Genomic DNA, 17,579 nt, shown 5'->3' on the forward strand with positions numbered 1-17,579 from the left:
GGGTCAGCTGGACGGGTTGCTGTAGCCGTCGTAGGGCAGCCCCAGGTAGGGGAAGGCGGTGAGGTAGGGGTTCTTGACGTCGGCGGGGGTGAGACCGTCGGTGATCGCGCTGGTGGCCGCGTCGGGGGTGAAGGACGGGTCGACCAGCGGCAGGGTCAGGCCGGCCACGGCCCGCAGTTCGACGGTGACGACGTCGTCGAAGACGCGGCGACCGTTGGGGAAGCCGGCCGCGTCGCCGCCGACCAGACCGAGGATGTTGGGGCTGGTGGCCGGAGGGACGGCGACGTTCAGGCGCAGCATGTCGGCCTGGGTGTCACCGGTGTAGTTCTGGAAGCCGGGGACGACCCCACTGGGGATGCCGGTGAGCAGGATGGCGAGCAGGTCGGCGCGGGGCTTGGTGTAGGCGGCGAGACGGGGGAAGACGCCCGGGTACAGGACCGGGAGGAGCCTGGCCAGTTCGGGGGCGGCGACGTACTGGGCGAAGTTCTTGTCGTCGGCCGGCGGCTGGGAGTTCCAGAGGTCCTTCTTCCCCATGGGGACGATGACCTCGTTGAACAGCGGGTTGCCCAGCCGGGAGACCTGGACGAAGGGGCCGGACTCGGTGTCGTGCCCGGCGGGGTCGATGATGCGGGCCCGACGGCGGCTCGCGGTGGTCCAGACCCCGATGGTGGCGTGCGGGTCCATCACGTCGGCGGGCTTGCGTCCGCCCCGCGTCAGGTCGGTGATCGGGACCTGGAGGGCGATGCTGTGGACGTTGAGCGCCTTGGTCGTGTTCACGCCCGGGGCGGCCTGGGTGAACGCGGGCATGACGTGCAGCTGCTGGAAGGGGCGCAGCGTGCCGAGGTCGAAGATCGAGCCGAGGTCGACGTAGAAGCCCTCGGCGCGCTGGCCGGCGAAGACCGTGCGGCCGCCGTCCAGCCGGTGGGCGGCCGCCCCCGCGAGCGAGGCGTAGTCGGGGGTGGAGAGCGGACCGATGTTGCACGGCGGGCAGGTGAGGTTCTCGCCGAGGACGCGCCTGCGCTCGCCGGCCTCGACGCGGGTGACGGAGTAGGTCTGGCGGCGGTTCCAGTTCGGCGAGTCGAGCGAGGTGATCGGCCCGGTGTTGTAGAGGAAGGAGTCGGGGTTGCGGACCTCGACCTCGAAGCGGAACTCGTAGGTGACGTCGGGGCGGCCGTCGTTGTCGTTGTCGATGTGGATCGCGTAGAGGACGTCGTCGCCGAACTCGTAGAAGTTGGGCCCGCCGGCCGGTCCCTGGAGGGGGAGGTAGTTGGCGATCAGGGTGACGGTGTCGCAGTTGTCGGGGCTGACGAAGGCGTAGACGTCGGTGCTGTCGGCGACCGGGTCCTTGGAGATCTCGGGGGCTTCGCGGTGGGAGGACACAGGAACCTCGCTGCTGCTGGTGGGTGTGCGGGCGGGGGGGAGACGACCGGCCGGCCCTGCTGGGAGCGGTTGCCGGGGCCGGCCGGCGCCGAGGGGTCGGTCGGGCGAGGGGTCGGTCAGGCGAGGGCGCGGGCGAGTGCCGCGGCCAACTGCGGGTCCTCGATGCGCTGGTGGCGTTCGCCCCGGTACACGTCGAGGTGTCCGGAGCGGAGGTCGCGCACGTGCACGATCATCGGCTCGTCGTGGTCGGGCACCGTCGCGCCGCTCGGCTGCCCGGCGGGTGCGGCGTCGGCGGCGGCGTCCGGGGCAGCGGTGGCCGAGCCGGCGCCGGTGACCAGGGTCGCGGCGAGGCCGGCCGCGCCGACGGCCGCGGCCTGGCGCATCAGGTGGCGGCGCGACAGGCCCTCGGGCGGCGTGTCGGCCGCGGGGGTTTCCAGGGACATGGATTCTCCTGCGAGTTGGTGTGGACGGAGAAGGAAGGGCCGCCGGCTCGGCCTGATCTGCCGCCCACCCCGGTCGGGGAACCGGTCTCGGCGACGCGCAGAGTAGGAATGGACGATGGAAGTGACGGCCATGGCCCCAGGCACTCCCGGGCGGTCACCGGGAAGTGAAGTGGTCCTGGAATGCCAGGGTCAAGGCGGCACGCGAGCGCACCCGACCGCTTCCCACCCGGGCGGAGCAGCCGCGCCGCAGACCGGCACCCAACGGCTCACCCGCCCGAGTGAAAAGGGAAGTTGAGCCCTCCCGGACCCATCCCGCAGCCGCCCGGGCACGAAGACGGTGCGTGATGACGTTCCCGGCCGGTCGAGTACCTGCCCGCGCTTCCGATGGACCGGCGTACCGAACCCTGCGACGGCGCCGAGACCGCCCCGGGCGTTGCCGGGTGCAGCTTCACGGGGCGATCCCTGCACCCCCTGCCACGGGAGCGTGAGAACCGGGGACGCCGTGGGCCCCGCAGGGCGCGGGACTTCGATGAGAAAGCTCTCATCAGCCCGTGGCACTGTGGACGCCCCGGCGGCGGCCGGAAGGGAGCGAGGAGAACCCGATGGCGGTCGGTGACGGCACCGGGACGGTGCTGGTGGTGGACGACGACGACACGATCCGCAGGTCGCTGGAACGCGGCCTGCGGCTCGGCGGGTTCACGGTGCGGACCGCGGACGGCGGACGGGCGGCGCTGCGCCTGGTGGCCACCGAACCGCCGGACGTGCTGGTCCTCGACGTCTCGATGCCCGACGTGGACGGCACCGAGGTCTGCCGCCGGCTGCGCGACCAGGGCGTCGACACGCCCGTGCTGATGCTCTCCGCGCTGGACGAGCTCGCCGACCGGGTGGCCGGCCTGCAGGCGGGCGCCGACGACTACCTGGTCAAGCCGTTCGCGCTGGAGGAGCTGGTGCTGCGCCTGCACGCCCTGCTGCGCCGCCGGCCTCAGGCCGGCGCGTACGGCGGGCCCGCCGTGCCGGGCGGAGAGGTCCTCCGGTTCGGGCCGCTGGAGATCGAGCCCGCCGCTCGCGAGGTCCGCCGGGACGGACAGCCGCTGCGGCTGACCCGCCGCGAGTTCGAGCTGCTGGAGTACCTGGCCCGCAACGCCGGACTGGTGCTGACCCGCGACCAGTTGCTCGAACGGGTCTGGGGCTACGACTTCGAGGTCCGCACCGATGCCGTCGACACGTTCGTCAGCTACCTGCGCCGCAAACTGGAGGACGGCGGCCGGCCCCGGCTGATCCACACGGTGCGGGGCGTCGGCTTCGTGCTGCGGATGCCGGAGGCACACCCGTGAGCACCGGAGAGCAGCCCGTGACCGGCCCTGCCCCCGCCCGGCGCTCGATGAGCCTCGCTACCCGGATCGCGACCGGCGCGGCCCTGCTCGTCCCACTGCTCGTGCTGGGCACCGGCGCGCTGCTGCTCGGGCTGGTCACCCACGACCTGCGCTCCCAGCAGGACACCCGGCTGCGCGACCGCGCCGCCGCCGTGCTGCCCGCCACCAGGGCACTGCTGAGCGCCACCCGGCAGGACCGGCCCCGGGTCGAGCAGAACCAGCGCCGCAACCTGCTCGACGACGCGCTGGACGTCGGCATCCGGGTGGCGGACGCGAACGGAGACCGGATCACCGAGGGCGGCCCGGTGCCGGGCCCGGCCGCGGTGCTCCCGCAGCCCGCCCCCACGAGCCCCGGCGTCCTGGTCACCGTGCGGGCGCAGGGCCGCGCCTGGCGGGTGCTGGCCCGTCCGGTGACCGGCGCCGACCCCGGCACGCTCTGGGTCACCGCACCGGTATCGGCGACGAACCCGCAGGTGGACGTGGTGCGCGGGCGGATCCTGTGGGCCGCCGTCCTGGCCGCGCCGACCTCCGGCCTGCTCGCCTACGCGCTCGCCCGGCGCGCCACCGCGCCGCTCAGCCGCCTGGGCCGGCGGGCCGCCGCGCTCGACCCGCGCGCCGGCGCCGGCGGGTTCACCCACCGGCGCAGCGGGATCCGCGAGGTGGACGAGCTCGCACTCGCGCTGGAGAGCGCGCTCGCCCGGTACGACCACCAGGTCGCCCGGACCGGCCAGGCCCTGGAAACCGCCCGCTCGTTCTCCGCCGCCGCCTCGCACGAACTGCGCACACCGCTGATGAGCCTGCAGACCAACCTGGACGTGCTCGGCGCGCACCCGGACCTGCCGGCGGCGGACCGCGCGGAGATCCTGTCCGACCTCCGCAACGACCACCGGCGGTTGCTCGACCTGCTCACCGCCCTGCGCACGCTGGCCCGTGGTGACCTGGTCGAGGAGGAGGCGTTCGCGGTGATCGACCCGGCCGAACCGGCCGCGGCCGCCGTCGCCGAGTTGCGCCGACGACGGCCGGAGGTGACCGTCGACACGACCGGCCCCGGCCTCACCGGAGCGGACGTCGGCGGACTGCGGGTGCACGGGTGGGAGGCCGGACTGCGGATCGTCTGCGACAACCTGCTGGCCAACGCGGCCGTGCACGGACACCGGCCCGGGGAGGCGGCCCGGATCGCGCTCGGACTGCGCCGGGAGGCCGGGCAGGCCGTGCTGACCGTGGACGACGACGGTCCTGGCATCCCGGCGCAGGACCGGGCGGCGGTCTTCGACCGCTTCCACCGAGGACGCAACAGCCCCGGTTCGGGGCTGGGGCTGACCCTGGTCGCCCAGCAGGTGGCCTTGCACCGGGGCACCGTCATGGTCACCGAGTCGCCCGGCGGCACCGGCTGCCGCGTCGAGGTCCGGCTGCCCCTGGTCGGCCAGGACGCCCCGACGCTGCCCCTGCCGGCCCGCCGCGACTGGATCCGCGCCACCGGTGCGGGCCGCTGAGGCTCCTCGGGGCGCCGAACCGGTCGGCCGGCTCACAAGGAATCCACAAAGAGGCCCTCTACCGTCCTGCTCAGCCGGAGCGCCCGACGCTCCGGCCGGACCTGCCACCCGTGGCAACTGGAGGACTTCGCCATGCACACCCACCGTAAGGCGACCGCAGCGATCGGCGCTCTCGCTCTCGGCACTACCCTCATCGCCCTCGCCGGGCCGGCCCAGGCCGACGCTCCCGGCGCCACCCCGGTGGCCTCCTCGACGCCGAAGGTGCTCCCGACGCCCGAGGGCGACGGTGCGAAGGGCGTCTGCAAGCGGCTGCCGAAGGCCGAGCAGCGGGTCGAGAAGGCGCTGGAGCGCCTGAACGGCCCGGTCACCGAGGCCGGCTCGATCGCCCGTCTGGAACAGCGGGTGAACAACGCCAAGGCCGCCGGCCACACCGCGATCTACAACGACCTCAACGACCGGCTGACGTACCGCAAGAGCCTGGTGCCCACGCTGACCCAGCGGCAGAGCGACCTGAACGCCGTGGCCGGCTGGTGCTCCTCGCAGGGCCTCGGCACCCCGAACGCGCAGTGACCGTGCGCGCCGTGGCCGTGCGCGGCACGGCGTCCGCCCCGGTCGACGGCAGGTCGGTGGCGGCACCGGTACCGGTCGGCCGGCTGTCGCGGCGAGCCGTCGCGATGACGGCCGCCCTGCTCGCCGCGCTCGCCCTGACGGCGTGCGGCGCGAACGGGAGCACCACGGGGAAGGGCGGCGCACCTGCCGCCGGCGCACCGTCCGCGGGCGCCGGCGGATCGGCGGCGAGCGGCGACCAGCTCGGCCGGATGCGACAGAAGGTGGACGCCGCCGACAGCGCCGCCGCCGCTGCCGAATCGGACGCCGCCAAGGACGCCCAGGACACCGCAACCCCCTGACCCACGAGCGCTCCGGCTGTTCCCCGTCGAAGCACGGGGAACAGCCGAGCCACGGCCCCGACGCGTCGCTCACCAGCCGAAGGCGCCCGGCCCACCCCTGAACGGGCCGGTGATCTCCTGCGAGACCGGTGCCTTCGCGGGGCCCGACCGGCGGTAGCCGCAAGCCCGAGCCCGTCGACCACCATCGCTTCCCGAGAGCCATCCGCGCCGCCTGGCGCTACGAATACCCGGTGTACCGCGCACCCGGAAGCGAACGGAAGGACCCATGCCGCGCCCGTGCGAGCACCTACGGATCCACCAGCGGCCCGCCGTGCCCGACGCCGGGGTGCTCCTGCTGCCGGGCGGCCGCTCGGACGGCCTCGCGCCGCCCCGCCGCACGAACCTGCCGGCCCTGCGCATGCTCCTGCTCGCCAGGGCCCTGCGCCGCCCCCTCCCCCGTGCCGTCGTCGCGTCCGTCCGCTACCGCCACCGCGGCTGGAACGGGTCCCGCGCCGATCCCGTGGCCGACGCACAGGCCGCGATGGACGCGCTCGAAACACTCGCTCCGGACGCTCCGCTGCTGCTGGTCGGCCACTCCATGGGAGCCAGGGCCGCCGTGGCGGCGGCCGGCCGTCCTCCGGTCGTCGGGGTCGTCGCGCTGGCCCCGTGGTGCCCGCCAGGAGATCCGGTGGACCAGCTGAAGGGCCGGCGGGTGCTCCTCCTGCACGACCGGTCCGACCGCGTCACCTCGGCCGCCCTGGCATGGGAGTTCGCCCGCCGGGCTGCCGACGCGGGGGCCGTCGTCGAGGCCGTCCCCATGGCCCGGGGCGGTCACACGATGCTGCGCGGCGCAGGCGAATGGCACCGGCTGACCGCGGAGTTCGCGTCCGCGGTCCTGGACGTCACCGAGAACGCCTACCCGGCGCAGGACGCCGACTAGCGAGACCGGCCGGATCTGCTCCCCCGGGCGACGCGGCTCCCAGCCCGTTCCGTCGACGACAGCGACGGCACGCGGCCGGCGCTGTGACCCGGCGCACCTTGACGCGGGGAGCCCGCGCGCGGTGCGATGCCCGGAACACCCATGGGAGGAACTCCGCATGACCAGTGCCGGCCCCGAATCCGTCTCCGTCCGGACGGAGATCGCCGCCACGCCGGACATCGTCTGGGCCGCGGTCGCCGATGTGACGCGCATGGGCGAGTGGAGCCCCGAGTGCACCGGTGCCGCGTGGCGCGGCAGCCCGGCCGCTCCGGTGCCGGGCGCGCGCTTCCAGGGGCACAACCGCAAGGGCGGCATCCGCTGGAACACCGTCTGCCGGGTCGTCGAGGCCGAGCCGGGGCGCGTCTTCGCCTGGGACGTCGACTTCGGGCCGATCGCGGTCGCCCGCTGGGGATTCCGGCTCACCCGGAGCGAGGCGGACGGCGGCGTGACGGTGGTGGAGCAGTTCTGGCAGGACCGCCGCAACCGGGTCAGCGCCTGGACGACGGAGACCGTGCTGCGCACCGGTGACCGCGCGGAGTGGAACCGCCGGAACATGACGGTGACGCTCGCCGCGCTGAAGCGCTCGCTGGAGGCCGGCCCGACGGCAAGCGGAACGGACCGCTGAGGCCACCGCCCGAGCCGATGGCACCCTTTCGTCTCAAGTACCGCTACGGTTGGACCACTTCACCGGAAGGGGAGAGCGTGCGCCCGTTGACCTTCATCGTTGGGACAGGGCGCAGCGGGTCGACCGCATTGTCGCGTGTTCTCAACGTCCACCCCGACGTGCTCAGCCTCAACGAGTTGCTCGCGTCCGTCGGCGCCGAGGGGATTCCGGAACGGCCGCTGTCGGGCACGGAGTTCTGGCAGGTGCTCGCGGACCCGAACCCGGTCTTCGAGAAGATGATCCGCTCGGGCATCCCGCTGCCGGAGTTCCTCTACACGCGGCGGCCCGGGCGGTACTCGGCCGGGGCTCCGGGGATCCCGGCGATCCTGCTGATGGTGCTGCCGCACGTGTCGGACCGTCCGGACGACCTGTTCGACGACCTCGGACGAACGGTCCGGCGGTGGCCCCCGCGCCCCGCGGCCGACCAGTACCGGGCGTTGTTCGGTGAGTTGGGCGACCGTTTCGGCCGTACGGCCGTGGTGGAACGGTCGGGGTACTCGACGGGGTGGATCCCCCGCCTGCGGACGCTCTTCCCGGAGGCCCGGTTCGTCCACCTGGTCCGCTCCGGCCCCGACTGCGCCCTGTCCATGAGCCGGCACCCCGGCTACCGGACGATCCTGCTCCTGCGCGAGATCCTCCGACGCTCCGGTGTCACCGGGTTCTTCGAGCTCACCGAGGAACACGTCCGGGCACTGCCGCCCGACCTCGCCCCGCTGCTCGGCGAACGGTTCGATCCGGCACTGGTGCGGGACCGCGCCATCCCGCTCACCGCGTTCGGCGAGCTGTGGTCCCGCCTGGTCACGGAGGGCGTCGCCCACCTGGCGGCCGTGCCCCCGTCCATGCGGACCACGCTGGTCTACGAGGACCTACTGGACGCCCCCGACCAGGAGCTGTCCCGCCTGGCCGAGTTCATCGGCGTGGACCCGATCGCCGACTGGCTGACCACCGCGCGGAGCATGCTCGACGGCAGCCGCCGGGGCGCGTCCGGACGGCTGTCCCCCGAGGAGCGGCACGCGCTCCGGGACAGCTGCGCCGAAGGGCAGCTGTCCCCGGGGCTGCGCGCGGAGTGAGCTCGGGGCCCGGCGCGGCCCGTCGGAGACACGGAAGCCGGCGAGACGGTGACCCAGGCGATCCCCATCGCCGGCCGGCCGCCGTGACTCCCGGCCCGGGGCCTCCTCACAGCGCCGAGAGCCCCGCCTCCCGCAGGAAGCCGGTCGGGGCCGGCCGGAGCCTCACCGCGGGGTGCAGGTCCGGCTCCAGGGCGACCAGCACCTCGGCCGCCGGGTAGCCGAACAGGTCGACGTCCTGGAGGACCACCGGCACGGCGGAGGGCGCCGTCGGCGCGGAGTCGTGCCGCTGGACGTGGACGGACGCCAGCCCGTCCACGTCCCGCCCGGTGCGGCCCGACCGGTCGACGACGTCCCCGAAGGCGAGGAGCTCCAAGCCCTCGTAGCGGGCCGAGAAGGCCCAACCGGCCTGGCAGACCCAGTACTCGTGCACATCCGCCAGGGTCGCGACGGCCCACTGCGCCTCGCGCTCGGACATGCCGAACCGCAGCGCACCCGCCCCGCGGGGCAACACGAGACCGGTCTCCGGCAGCAGCTCGAACATCCCCCGATCCTGGCCCGGACTCCCCCGCCCGCGCAACGCGGTATCGGCGGGCACACCTACCCGAGCCTCACGGTCCTCAGCCTCAACCCCGGCGCGTAGCAGGCACCGAGAAGAACGACACCCCCACCGAACAGCTGCCGCTGGAGCGCCAAGCCGGCATCCGCCGCGAACAGGGCCAGGCCCCCTGCGGTGGGCAGTCGCCCTCCCAGTAAAGTTAGCTGAGGCACACCTAAGCTACGCAAGCCGTCCCCCTTCTCCACACACCCACCGGGCTCGGGCGGGCCGGTCGGCTCCCGGGATGTGCCGACCGGACGCATCGGAAGAGGGGGGAGAGATGGCGAGGGACCGCCAGGAGGCCAGGCGCCCGCACGGGGAGCTCGTCGCGGACGTGATGGCGGTGCTGTGGGCGGCCGACGAGCCGCTGACCGCTCAGCAGGTCAAGGGTGCCCTGCGCCAGGACCTCGCCCGTACGACGGTGGCGACGATCCTGACCCGCCTGCACGAGAAGGGAACCCTGGCCCGCACCCGGCCGGGGCGGTCCTTCGCTTACGCGCCCGTCGCCGACGCCGCCGGTCTGGCGGCCGGCCGGATGCGCCGGGAGCTGGAGAAGGAGCCGCACCGGGACCTCGTGCTGAAGCGGTTCGTGTCCTCGCTCTCCGCCGACGACGGGGACGCCCTGCGTCGCTTCCTCCTCGAAGCGGAGACCGAACGGCCCCCGGCCCTGGAGGGCGCGGTGGAGCCGGAGGGCGGGGCATGACACTTGTCCTGCTGACGGTCGCCCTCGCCGTCGCCCTCCCGTGGGCAGCGGTACCCGCGGCACGCCGCCTGGCCGGGCTGCTCCCTCCCCGCGAGGCCTCCTTCGCGCTCACCGGAACGGCGATGCTGCTCGCGGGTGGCACGGTCGCGGCGCTGATCAGCCTCTTCCACGTGCCGTTCCTCGCGGGGCTGGAGCGGCTTCCGCTCGCCCGCGTGGTCGCGCAGTGGCCTGCGGTGGTGCCGGTCTCCTGCGTCGCCGGGGTGCTGCTCACCACGCAGGTGGTCCGGGTTTCGCTGGCCGCGCGTCGGCATCGCGCGCTGCTGTCGCGCGCGTGGAGGCTGACCGGCGAGGGGACGGCAGACGGAGACCTCCTCGTCCTGCCGGGCGAGGAAGCGGAGGCCTTCGCCCTGCCCCGCCACCGCGGGCACGCCGGCCGCGTCGTCGTGACGGAGGGCATGCTCAGGGCCCTGCGACCGTCGGAGCGCGCGGTGCTGCTCGCGCACGAACGGGCCCATCTCAGCGGGCGGCACCATCTGCTCTCGGGCATCGCCGACCTCGCCGCCGCCGTGCATCCGGCCCTGGGGCGGCTGGGCAGCGCCCTGGAGTTCCAGCTGGAGCGGTGGGCGGACGAGGCCGCCGCCCGTGTGGTGGACGACCGGCGGACCGCCGCGACTGCCATCGCCCGTGCCGCACTGGCCGGCTCCGCCGCTCCCGGACGGCACGGCGAGGGTTTCCTCTCCGTGAGCACGGGACCGGTGCCCCGGCGAGTGGAAGCGCTCCTGGGCCCTGAGCCCGCCGGGCCGAAGGGGCGCGGGCCGCGCGCGGTCGCCGCCGCGCTCGTCACCGTGGTGCTGGTCTCGGCCCTGCTGGCGATGGGCCTCGCCTACAACCTGCACGAGCACGTGGAGCACGTGGCGGAGATGGTCACCGGCCGATCGCGGCAGTGACGACATCGATGTAGACCAACCATCGGAAGCGTGGGTATGGTGAGCCTCGACTTACCTCTTCGGCGCCCGGAGCGTCGCGCTCTTCCGACGATGGGGACATGGTGTGTACGACGGGCGGAACGAATCGTCGAGTCCGTTCGAGCAGACCGTCTACCTCCTCTCGGAGACCGGCAAGGCCGTCGACCGCCTGCTGACGGCGGGGCTGGCACGACGAGGGTTGTCCCCGGTCCACCACGCGCTGCTGTCGGCACTGGCCCGGCTGGGACCGCACGGCCGCCATGACCTCACCGCCCGCGTGACGGCACCCGCACCAGAGGTGGATCAGGCACTTGAGGACCTCCTGTCGGCACACCTGCTGCAGTCGATGGTCGTCCACGTCGGCGGGCGCCAGGAGGTGCTGACGGTCACCGCGTCGGGCCGGGCCGCACTGGACGTGCTCCACACCGATGCGTCGGCCGTGCAGGAGGACCTGCTGGCGTCCCTGACGAAGGGGCAGCGCGTCGAGCTCAACTCCCTGCTCCGGCGGGTGTGCGCCACCGCCGCCCGTGGCGCCGGCCGGCAGACGGACCCCCAGGGGAAGGGCGGATGGACGCTGACCCCGGGGCCCCGCCGGACCTGGACCCCGGTGCGTGAAGGCGCGGGTGCCACCGACGACCCGGACGCCGCCGAGGCCGGTTAGATCCGGCCCAGGTAGATCCGGCTCAGGACACCGGGCCGGCCGCGGCGGGGTTCGTGAGCCCCGGCATCAGCGGCCGGGCGCGTTCACTTCCGCACCGGGCTCGGGGCCGGCCGGTTGTCCGTGAGCGACGCTCCGTCGGAGCCCCCGAGGGTGAGGACGGCGTCGGCGTGGGCCGCCACCATCGGCAGGTCGTGGCTGACGAGGACGACGGCGAGGCCCCGGCCGTCGCGCAGGTCGCGCAGGAGGTCCATGATGCCGTCGGCGGTGTCGGCGTCGAGGGCGGACGTGATCTCGTCACAGAGCAGGACGTCGGGTTCGGCGGCCAGCGCGCGGGCGATGGAGACGCGCTGGCGCTGCCCGCCGGAGAGTTCGTGGGGGTACCGGGCGGCGTGGTCGGGTGCGAGGCCCACCGCGATGAGCAGTGCGGCGACGCGATCCCCGCGGCTGTCGGCGGGCGCGGCGAAGTGGAGCTTCAGCGGGCGGGCGAGGGTGGCGCCGACGGTGTGGGCGGGGTTGAGGGCGCCGAGCGGGTCCTGGGGGACGAGTTGGATGCGGCGGCGCTGGTCCCGGCTGCGGCGCCGGTAGGTGGCGGCCAGGTGTTCACCGCCGAGGGCGATTCGGCCTGCCTCGGGGCGGTGGAGTCCTGCGAGGGTGCGCAGCAGCGTGGTCTTGCCGCACCCCGACGGGCCGGTGATCCCGGTCAACGTGCCGGTCCGCAGGGTCAGGTCGAGACCGGTGAGGACCCGGCGGCGGCTGCGACCGGTGCCGACGTGGGCGTCGAGCGCCGTCACCTCCACGACCGGCACCGTGTCCGCGGAAGCGCGAGCCCGTGCGGGCGCCGGCGGCGTTGCCGGTGTCCCCGGGGTCGTTGCCGGACGTTCGGGCCGCAGGACGAGGACGTCGTCGGCACAGCGGGCCACGAAGTCCGGGTCGTGGCTGGTGAGGGCGATGGCGATGGCGTCGCCGGCGGCGATGGCGCGCAGGAGGTCGGCGATGTCGTCGCGCAGGGCGGCGTCGAGGCCGGCGGTGGGTTCGTCGAGGAGGAGGACGGCGGGCTGTCGGGCGAGCGCGCGGGCGAGGGCGACGCGTCGCTGCTGGCCGCCGGAGAGGTTCCCGGTTCGCCGGTGTTCGAGGCCTTCGCCGGCCGGCAGGTGGACCGCGCGCAGCAGGTCCGGCACGGAGGTGCCGCGGCGGTCGGTGGCGGTCTCGGTGACGAGGTGTGCGACGCGCATGCGGGGGTTGAGTGCGGAGCCCGGGTCCTGGCCGACGAAGGCGAGCTTGTGGCGGCGGAGGTCTCGCAGGTCCTCGGGCGGGAGGGCGAGGATGTCGTGGCCGAGGACCGTGAGGGTTCCGGCGGCGACGTGGGCGCCTGGTGGGAGTGCTCCGGCGAGGGCGCGCAGGAGGGTGGTCTTGCCGGCGCCGGAGGGTCCGGTGATCGCGGTGACGTGTCCCGGGGTGAGGGTGAGGGTGGCGTCGGTGAGCAGCGGAGTGCCGTCGAGGGTGATGGACAGCGCGGCAGCGTGGGCGGCGGTGGTGCTCACAGCGGGGTCTCCGGGGTGGGCCGGGCGGGGGCGAGGGCTTCGGCGGCGAGGTTGACGCTGATGGCGAGCAGGCCGATGGCCAGGCAGGGGGCGCCGACGGCCCAGGGGTTGAGGGTGAGGCCGGCCGCGTTCTCGCGGATCATCAACGCCCAGTCGGCTTCCGGGGGTTGGGGTCCGAGTTGGAGGAAGGCGGCGACGGAGACGATGTAGACGCCTTCGACGAAGCGCAGGCCGAACAGGGCGAGGACGGTGGAGCGCAGGTTGGGCAGGACCTCGCGCACGGTCAGGTGCCACAGGTTCTCGCCGCCTGCGGCTGCCGCTTCGACGTAGCCGGTGGTGGCGATCGGGGCGGCCGCGGCGGCGACGATGCGTACGGCATAGGGGATGCCGAGCAGGGTGGCGGCGGCCGCGACGGCGAGGCGGCCGCCGGCCGGCCAGGCGAGGGCGACGAGCATGATGGCCAGGACGGAAGGGAGGAGGATCGTCAGGTCGGCGGCGTGTTCGATCCACCGGCCCAGGGTGGGGCGCAGGGCGGCGGCGATGCCGATGGCGGTGGCGGCCGCGGTGACGACCAGGGCGATGGCCAGGGCGGTGGCGATCAGGGGTGCACCGCCGGTGAGGAGGCGGCTGAGGACGTCCCGGCCGAGCTGGTCGCCGCCGAGCGGTGCGTCGCCGCCCGCTCCGGCGTAGGGGAAGGTGACCGGGGTGTCGATCGGGTGCGGGGCGAGGAGCGGCCCGGCGAGCGCGAGGACGACGAGAACGAGTGCGGGCACGGCACGCGCGAGGACGCGTCGCTTCCGGCGGATGGGCGCGGTGGCCGGGGTCGTGGTCGTGGTCGGGAAGGTCATCGGCGCTCGTCTCCGAGGGCGGTGGCGCGGACGAGGTCGGCGAGCAGCAGGAGCAGGCTGACGGCGGCGCCGGCGGCGGCCACCACCCCGGCGATGAGCGGGGTGTCGCGGTCGGTGATGGCTCCGGCCAGGACGGCGCCGATGCCGGGGTAGTTGAAGAGGGTCTCGACGACGACGGTGCCGCCGAGCAGCATGCCGGCGGACGTGGCGATGCCCACGGCGATCGCGGGCAGGGCGCCGGGGAGAATGTGGCGGCCGAGGACGCGTCGGCGCGGCAGGCCGTCGAGGATCGCGGCCTGGACGTGCGGCAGGGCGGCCTGGTCGGCGAGCGCTCCGCGCACGATGCGGGTGTTCCAGCCGATCTGGGGGACCGCCAGGGAGAGCAGCGGCAGGACGGTCATCGTCCAGGACTCGGGGCTGCCGTCCGGGCCGGTGAGCGTGACGGCCGGCAGCCAGCCGGTCCACTGGGACAGCAGCAGGAGCAGGCCGACCGAGACGACGAACTCCGGCAGGGCGAACGCGGCGGTGGACAGCGCGTCGACGGCCCGGTCGGTGCGCCCGCCCGGGCGCAGCGCGGACCAACCGCCGAGGGCGAGCGCGCCCACGGTGCTGAGGACCAGCGCGAGGCCGCCGAGCAGGAGGGTGTTGGGGAACGGGCCGGCCAGGACATCGGTGACGTGCCGGCCGCGTGCGGTGGTGCCGAGGTCGCCGGTCGGCAGGCCGGTCATCCAGTCCCAGAACCGCTGCGCTACCGGGCGGTCGAGCCCGAGGGCGGCGCGGCGGGCGGCGAGGTCGGCGGCGGTGACACCCCGGTCCGAGGTCGCGCCCGCGGCGTCGCCCGGCAGGAGTTCGACGGCGGCGAAGACGGCGGCGAGCAGGACGACGAGCAGGACCAGGCGCCGCAGGGCCTGCCGGGCGACCCGGCCCGCACCGGGGAGGGTGCGGGCCGGGTGGCTCCGGGACGCTCGCGCGTCCGCGGGGTGAAGGGTGGTCAACGCGCCAGCCAGGTCTTCTCGAGCTGCACCCGGCCGTAGCCGGGGAGCTTGGGCAGGTCGCGCACGGCCGCTCCGGCGAGGTCGATGCCGTCGGCCATGCCCCACAGCAGGTAGCCGGACTCGGCGAACTCGGTCTCCTGGAGCTGGTGGAGGAGCTTGTCGCGCTCGGCGGCGTCGGCGGTGCCCATGGCCTTGCGGTAGGTCTCGTCGAAGGCGGGCTCGTTCCAGCCGGACTCGTTCTGGCCGGCGTCGGAGAGCATCGTCTTGGAGGCGAAGAAGACGACGGAGTCGTTGGTGCCCCAGTAGGTGGTGTAGAGCGTGCCCTTGAGCCAGGTGGCGTCCCAGAACACCTTGGAGTCCTGCTTCACGACGTTGATCTTCACCCCGGCCTCGCGGGCCTGGGTGGCGAACAGGGTCGCGGACTCGGCGAGGCCGGCGATGTCCTCGGTGGTGATCAGGTCGTAGGTCTTGGAGGTGTCGAAGGCGGCGTCGGCGAGCAGCTGCCTGGCCTTGGCGAGGTCGCGGGTGCGCTGCGGGATGTCCTTGGCGAAGGCGGGGTCGCCGGCGCCGAGGATGTCGTTGGCGACGCTGCCGTAGCCGGAGAGGACCTGCTTGACCATGGCGTCGCGGTCGACGGCGAGCCGCAGGGCCTCGCGCACCCGCACGTCGGCGAACGGGCCGTCGGCGGTGCGCATGACGATCGGCATCGCCATGTCGTTGGGCCGGCGCAGGATCCGGACGTCCTTGCGGGCCTCGGCGGTGCGGGCGGCGACGGCGCCGACGTTGGAGGCGACGTCGATCTGCCCGGCGAGCAGGGCGTTGGCCATGGCTTGGGGGCTCTCGAACAGCCGCACCTCGACGGCATCGAGGAGGACCTTGCCGCCGTACCAGGTGTCGTTGCGCACCAGGCGGGCGTTGCCGTCGCGGTACCAGTCGATCTTGAACGGGCCGGTGCCGGGGGCGCCGGCGATCGCGTCGTCCTTGGTGTCCTTCTTGAGGACGAAGGTGGTCAGGCGGGTCAGCAGCGGCAGGTCGGCGTTGGGGTAGTCGGAGACCAGGACGACGGTCCTGGCGTCCTCGGCCGTGATGCCCTCGGGCTGGATACCGGGCAGACGGCTCTTTCCCGCCGGGGTGTTGCGCAGGCGCTTGAGCGACCAGACCACGTCGTCGGCGGTGACGGGGGTGCCGTCGTGGAAGGTGGCGCCGTCGGCGAGGGTGAAGCGCCAGGTCTTCAGGTCCTCGGACGGCTTCCACGAAGCGGCCAGGCGCGGGGCCGTGTTGGTCCTGTCCCCGGGTATCGCGAGCGTGTCGTAGATCAGGCTGATGATCAGGTAGTCGCTCTCGTTGGCCTGGGTCCCGTGCGGGTCGCGGGTGACCGCCGAGGCCTTGCCGAGCGCGCCGACCTTCAACGTGCCGCCGGCGCGGGGCTGTTGGGAGGTGCCGTCAGAGGGAGCGGCGCTCGTGGATCCGCCCGCGCCACTGCTGCAGGCAGCGAGTGCCCCGGCCGCCCCGATACCGGCACCGGCCCACAGCAGCTGTCGTCTGGTGACGCCCACGTTCGTTCCTCGATTCGGGTCGCGCTCGATTTGCTTAGGTTTACCTACCCTAAGTTCGAGACGGGGCGCAAGCCGCCGAGCACGGCGCACCACACCTCGGACCGTGCGCCCTTCAACCGCAAGACAGGCCATGAGCTGGGGAGTTGAGCCCGTGCGCCGCCTGCGCCGCCACCCGAAACCGAGACTACGCACATGTAGACACCGGACCGGGTAAGGCTTGCCTTACTTCGGAGTCGTTGTTACGTTTCCTGTCGTCCGGCCGTTCGAGCCGCCCCGGACCACACCCCCACGCCCAGCTCCCGCCGCCGTCCCGCACCGGCGCGGTGATGCCACGTGCCCGCGCCATCTCTCCTCCCCTGTCCCCGGAAGGTCCCCCCGTGCCCACCTGCCCTGCCCCGGTACGCCGTCTCGACACCGCCACCGCCACGGAACTCACCACCACCGCCGCCAAGTTGCTGGCCTTCCACGGCTCCGCGACCAGCCCCTCCCTGCTGGCCGACCTGCCCGTCATGTGCGCGCAGCTCAGCGAGGCGCTGCGCCACCGGCTGCGCCCGGTCGACACCGCTGACGGCCTGTTCGTCCTGCGCGGCCTGACCGTCGACGACGCCGAGCTCGGCCCGACCCCGGGCCACTGGTCGACCGTCGCGGACGCCGGCGCGCTGTGGGACGTGACCCTGCTGCTCGTCTCCGCCCTGATGGGCACTCCGATCGCCTGGGACGGCCAGCAGGACGGCCGGTTCGTGCACAACATCGTCCCCTCGCCGGGCCACGAGAGCGAGCAGACCGGCGCGTCCAGCTCGGTCCTGCTCACCCCGCACACCGAGGACGCCTTCCACCCCGGCCGCGCCCACCTGCTGCTGCTGTGCTGCATGCGCAACCACGACGGCATCGCCACCACCGCCGCCAGTGTGCGCCTGGCCGAACTCGCGCAGGCCGACCTGGAACAGCTCAAGCGCCCCGTCGCGCCGATCCTGCCCGACGACGCCTACGAGCAGGCCCGGAAGTTCGGCGGCCGGCCGGCCCCGGTACCCACCCTCTTCGACGGTCCCGACGGCCTGACCATGCGCTACGACCCCGCCTACACCCCGCTGGAGAAGACCGACCGGGCGTGGCGGGAGGCGTACGAGCGCCTCGGTGAGGAGCTGGCCCGCGTCTCGGTCGCGGTGAGCCTGGAGCCGGGGGACGTCCTGGTCGTCGACAACGACCTCGTCGTCCACGGCCGCGTCCCCTTCCGGGCCCGCTACGACGGCACCGACCGCTGGCTCAAGCGCGCCTCCGTCCGCGTCGAGGACCGTCCCACCCGCCCGCTCGCCGAGCACGACGAACACGGCTACGGCCAGGCCGCCCTCACCGCCTGGGCCGCCTGACCCGTCTGACTCGTCTGAACCGCCATCACCGACGCCGCCCCACCACCTCGAAAGGGCAC

18 protein-coding genes are annotated in these 17,579 nt (G+C 74.1%); 11 read left to right on the plus strand and 7 right to left on the minus strand.

Going from position 1 to position 17,579, the window contains the following annotated elements; translation table 11 throughout:
- Positions 1–3: 3 nt before the first annotated feature.
- Both ACFVSN_RS07925 and ACFVSN_RS07930 read right to left on the minus strand, forming a co-directional pair.
- Positions 4–1,380, minus strand: a complete 1,377-nt coding sequence (locus ACFVSN_RS07925) for a DUF4331 domain-containing protein (RefSeq protein WP_380503440.1) — start codon at positions 1,378–1,380, stop codon at positions 4–6.
- A gap of 116 nt (positions 1,381–1,496) precedes the next feature.
- Complete coding sequence (locus ACFVSN_RS07930) at positions 1,497–1,823, minus strand: hypothetical protein (protein WP_380503437.1); 327 nt, start codon at positions 1,821–1,823, stop codon at positions 1,497–1,499.
- A gap of 602 nt (positions 1,824–2,425) precedes the next feature.
- Here ACFVSN_RS07930 and ACFVSN_RS07935 point away from each other — a divergent pair.
- The 7 genes from ACFVSN_RS07935 to ACFVSN_RS07965 all read left to right on the plus strand — a co-directional run bounded on the left by ACFVSN_RS07935 (position 2,426) and on the right by ACFVSN_RS07965 (position 8,289).
- On the plus strand, positions 2,426–3,157 hold the full coding sequence (locus ACFVSN_RS07935; protein WP_380493896.1) for a response regulator transcription factor: 732 nt from the start codon (positions 2,426–2,428) through the stop codon (positions 3,155–3,157).
- A complete protein-coding gene (locus ACFVSN_RS07940) occupies positions 3,154–4,689 on the plus strand; it encodes a sensor histidine kinase (RefSeq protein WP_387954012.1) in 1,536 nt (511 codons plus the stop codon). Before ACFVSN_RS07935 ends, ACFVSN_RS07940 begins: the two co-directional genes overlap by 4 nt.
- A gap of 132 nt (positions 4,690–4,821) precedes the next feature.
- The gene (locus ACFVSN_RS07945) at positions 4,822–5,259 is read left to right on the plus strand and encodes a hypothetical protein (protein WP_387954013.1); all 438 of its coding nucleotides are present in this window, start codon (positions 4,822–4,824) and stop codon (positions 5,257–5,259) included.
- Entirely contained in the window at positions 5,256–5,597 is a 342-nt protein-coding gene (locus ACFVSN_RS07950; RefSeq protein WP_387954014.1) for a hypothetical protein, read from the plus strand. The genes ACFVSN_RS07945 and ACFVSN_RS07950 overlap by 4 nt, the downstream gene beginning before the upstream one ends.
- Before the next feature lie 265 nt (positions 5,598–5,862).
- Complete coding sequence (locus tag ACFVSN_RS07955; protein ID WP_387954015.1) at positions 5,863–6,516, plus strand: serine aminopeptidase domain-containing protein; 654 nt, start codon at positions 5,863–5,865, stop codon at positions 6,514–6,516.
- Between the two features lie 157 nt (positions 6,517–6,673).
- Positions 6,674–7,180: an SRPBCC family protein gene (locus ACFVSN_RS07960; RefSeq protein ID WP_380503424.1), complete on the plus strand. Its 507-nt coding sequence runs from the start codon at positions 6,674–6,676 to the stop codon at positions 7,178–7,180.
- Positions 7,181–7,308: 128 nt separating this feature from the next.
- Positions 7,309–8,289 carry a sulfotransferase gene (locus tag ACFVSN_RS07965; RefSeq protein WP_387954017.1) on the plus strand — a complete coding sequence of 327 codons (981 nt, stop codon included), beginning with the start codon at positions 7,309–7,311 and terminating at the stop codon, positions 8,287–8,289.
- 106 nt (positions 8,290–8,395) lie between these two features.
- On the opposite strand, the gene ACFVSN_RS07970 is transcribed toward ACFVSN_RS07965, so the two are convergent.
- Entirely contained in the window at positions 8,396–8,830 is a 435-nt protein-coding gene (locus ACFVSN_RS07970; RefSeq protein WP_387954018.1) for a hypothetical protein, read from the minus strand.
- Positions 8,831–9,164: 334 nt separating this feature from the next.
- Here ACFVSN_RS07970 and ACFVSN_RS07975 point away from each other — a divergent pair, with 334 nt between their 5' ends.
- The 3 genes from ACFVSN_RS07975 (at position 9,165) to ACFVSN_RS07985 (ending at position 11,213) form a co-directional block, all read left to right on the plus strand.
- Positions 9,165–9,587, plus strand: a complete 423-nt coding sequence (locus ACFVSN_RS07975) for a BlaI/MecI/CopY family transcriptional regulator (protein ID WP_380448557.1) — start codon at positions 9,165–9,167, stop codon at positions 9,585–9,587.
- Positions 9,584–10,534, plus strand: a complete 951-nt coding sequence (locus ACFVSN_RS07980; RefSeq protein WP_387954020.1) for a M48 family metalloprotease — start codon at positions 9,584–9,586, stop codon at positions 10,532–10,534. The genes ACFVSN_RS07975 and ACFVSN_RS07980 overlap by 4 nt, the downstream gene beginning before the upstream one ends.
- A gap of 103 nt (positions 10,535–10,637) precedes the next feature.
- The gene (locus ACFVSN_RS07985; RefSeq protein WP_387954022.1) at positions 10,638–11,213 is read left to right on the plus strand and encodes a MarR family winged helix-turn-helix transcriptional regulator; all 576 of its coding nucleotides are present in this window, start codon (positions 10,638–10,640) and stop codon (positions 11,211–11,213) included.
- A gap of 83 nt (positions 11,214–11,296) precedes the next feature.
- On the opposite strand, the gene ACFVSN_RS07990 is transcribed toward ACFVSN_RS07985, so the two are convergent.
- From ACFVSN_RS07990 to ACFVSN_RS08005, 4 genes are read right to left on the minus strand one after another with little or no spacing between them, the layout of a single operon-like run.
- Entirely contained in the window at positions 11,297–12,754 is a 1,458-nt protein-coding gene (locus tag ACFVSN_RS07990; RefSeq protein ID WP_387954024.1) for an ABC transporter ATP-binding protein, read from the minus strand.
- On the minus strand, positions 12,751–13,602 hold the full coding sequence (locus ACFVSN_RS07995; RefSeq protein WP_387954026.1) for an ABC transporter permease subunit: 852 nt from the start codon (positions 13,600–13,602) through the stop codon (positions 12,751–12,753). The genes ACFVSN_RS07990 and ACFVSN_RS07995 overlap by 4 nt, the downstream gene beginning before the upstream one ends.
- A complete protein-coding gene (locus ACFVSN_RS08000; protein ID WP_387954028.1) occupies positions 13,599–14,597 on the minus strand; it encodes an ABC transporter permease in 999 nt (332 codons plus the stop codon). Before ACFVSN_RS08000 ends, ACFVSN_RS07995 begins: the two co-directional genes overlap by 4 nt.
- On the minus strand, positions 14,594–16,153 hold the full coding sequence (locus tag ACFVSN_RS08005) for an ABC transporter substrate-binding protein (RefSeq protein WP_387954030.1): 1,560 nt from the start codon (positions 16,151–16,153) through the stop codon (positions 14,594–14,596). The genes ACFVSN_RS08000 and ACFVSN_RS08005 overlap by 4 nt, the downstream gene beginning before the upstream one ends.
- 377 nt (positions 16,154–16,530) lie before the next feature.
- Here ACFVSN_RS08005 and ACFVSN_RS08010 point away from each other — a divergent pair, with 377 nt between their 5' ends.
- On the plus strand, positions 16,531–17,520 hold the full coding sequence (locus ACFVSN_RS08010) for a TauD/TfdA family dioxygenase (protein ID WP_387588648.1): 990 nt from the start codon (positions 16,531–16,533) through the stop codon (positions 17,518–17,520).
- The last annotated feature ends 59 nt before the right edge of the window (positions 17,521–17,579 follow it).

Origin of the sequence: Kitasatospora sp. NPDC057904, from assembly GCF_042887925.1 — a bacterium.
Lineage (GTDB): Bacteria > Actinomycetota > Actinomycetes > Streptomycetales > Streptomycetaceae > Kitasatospora.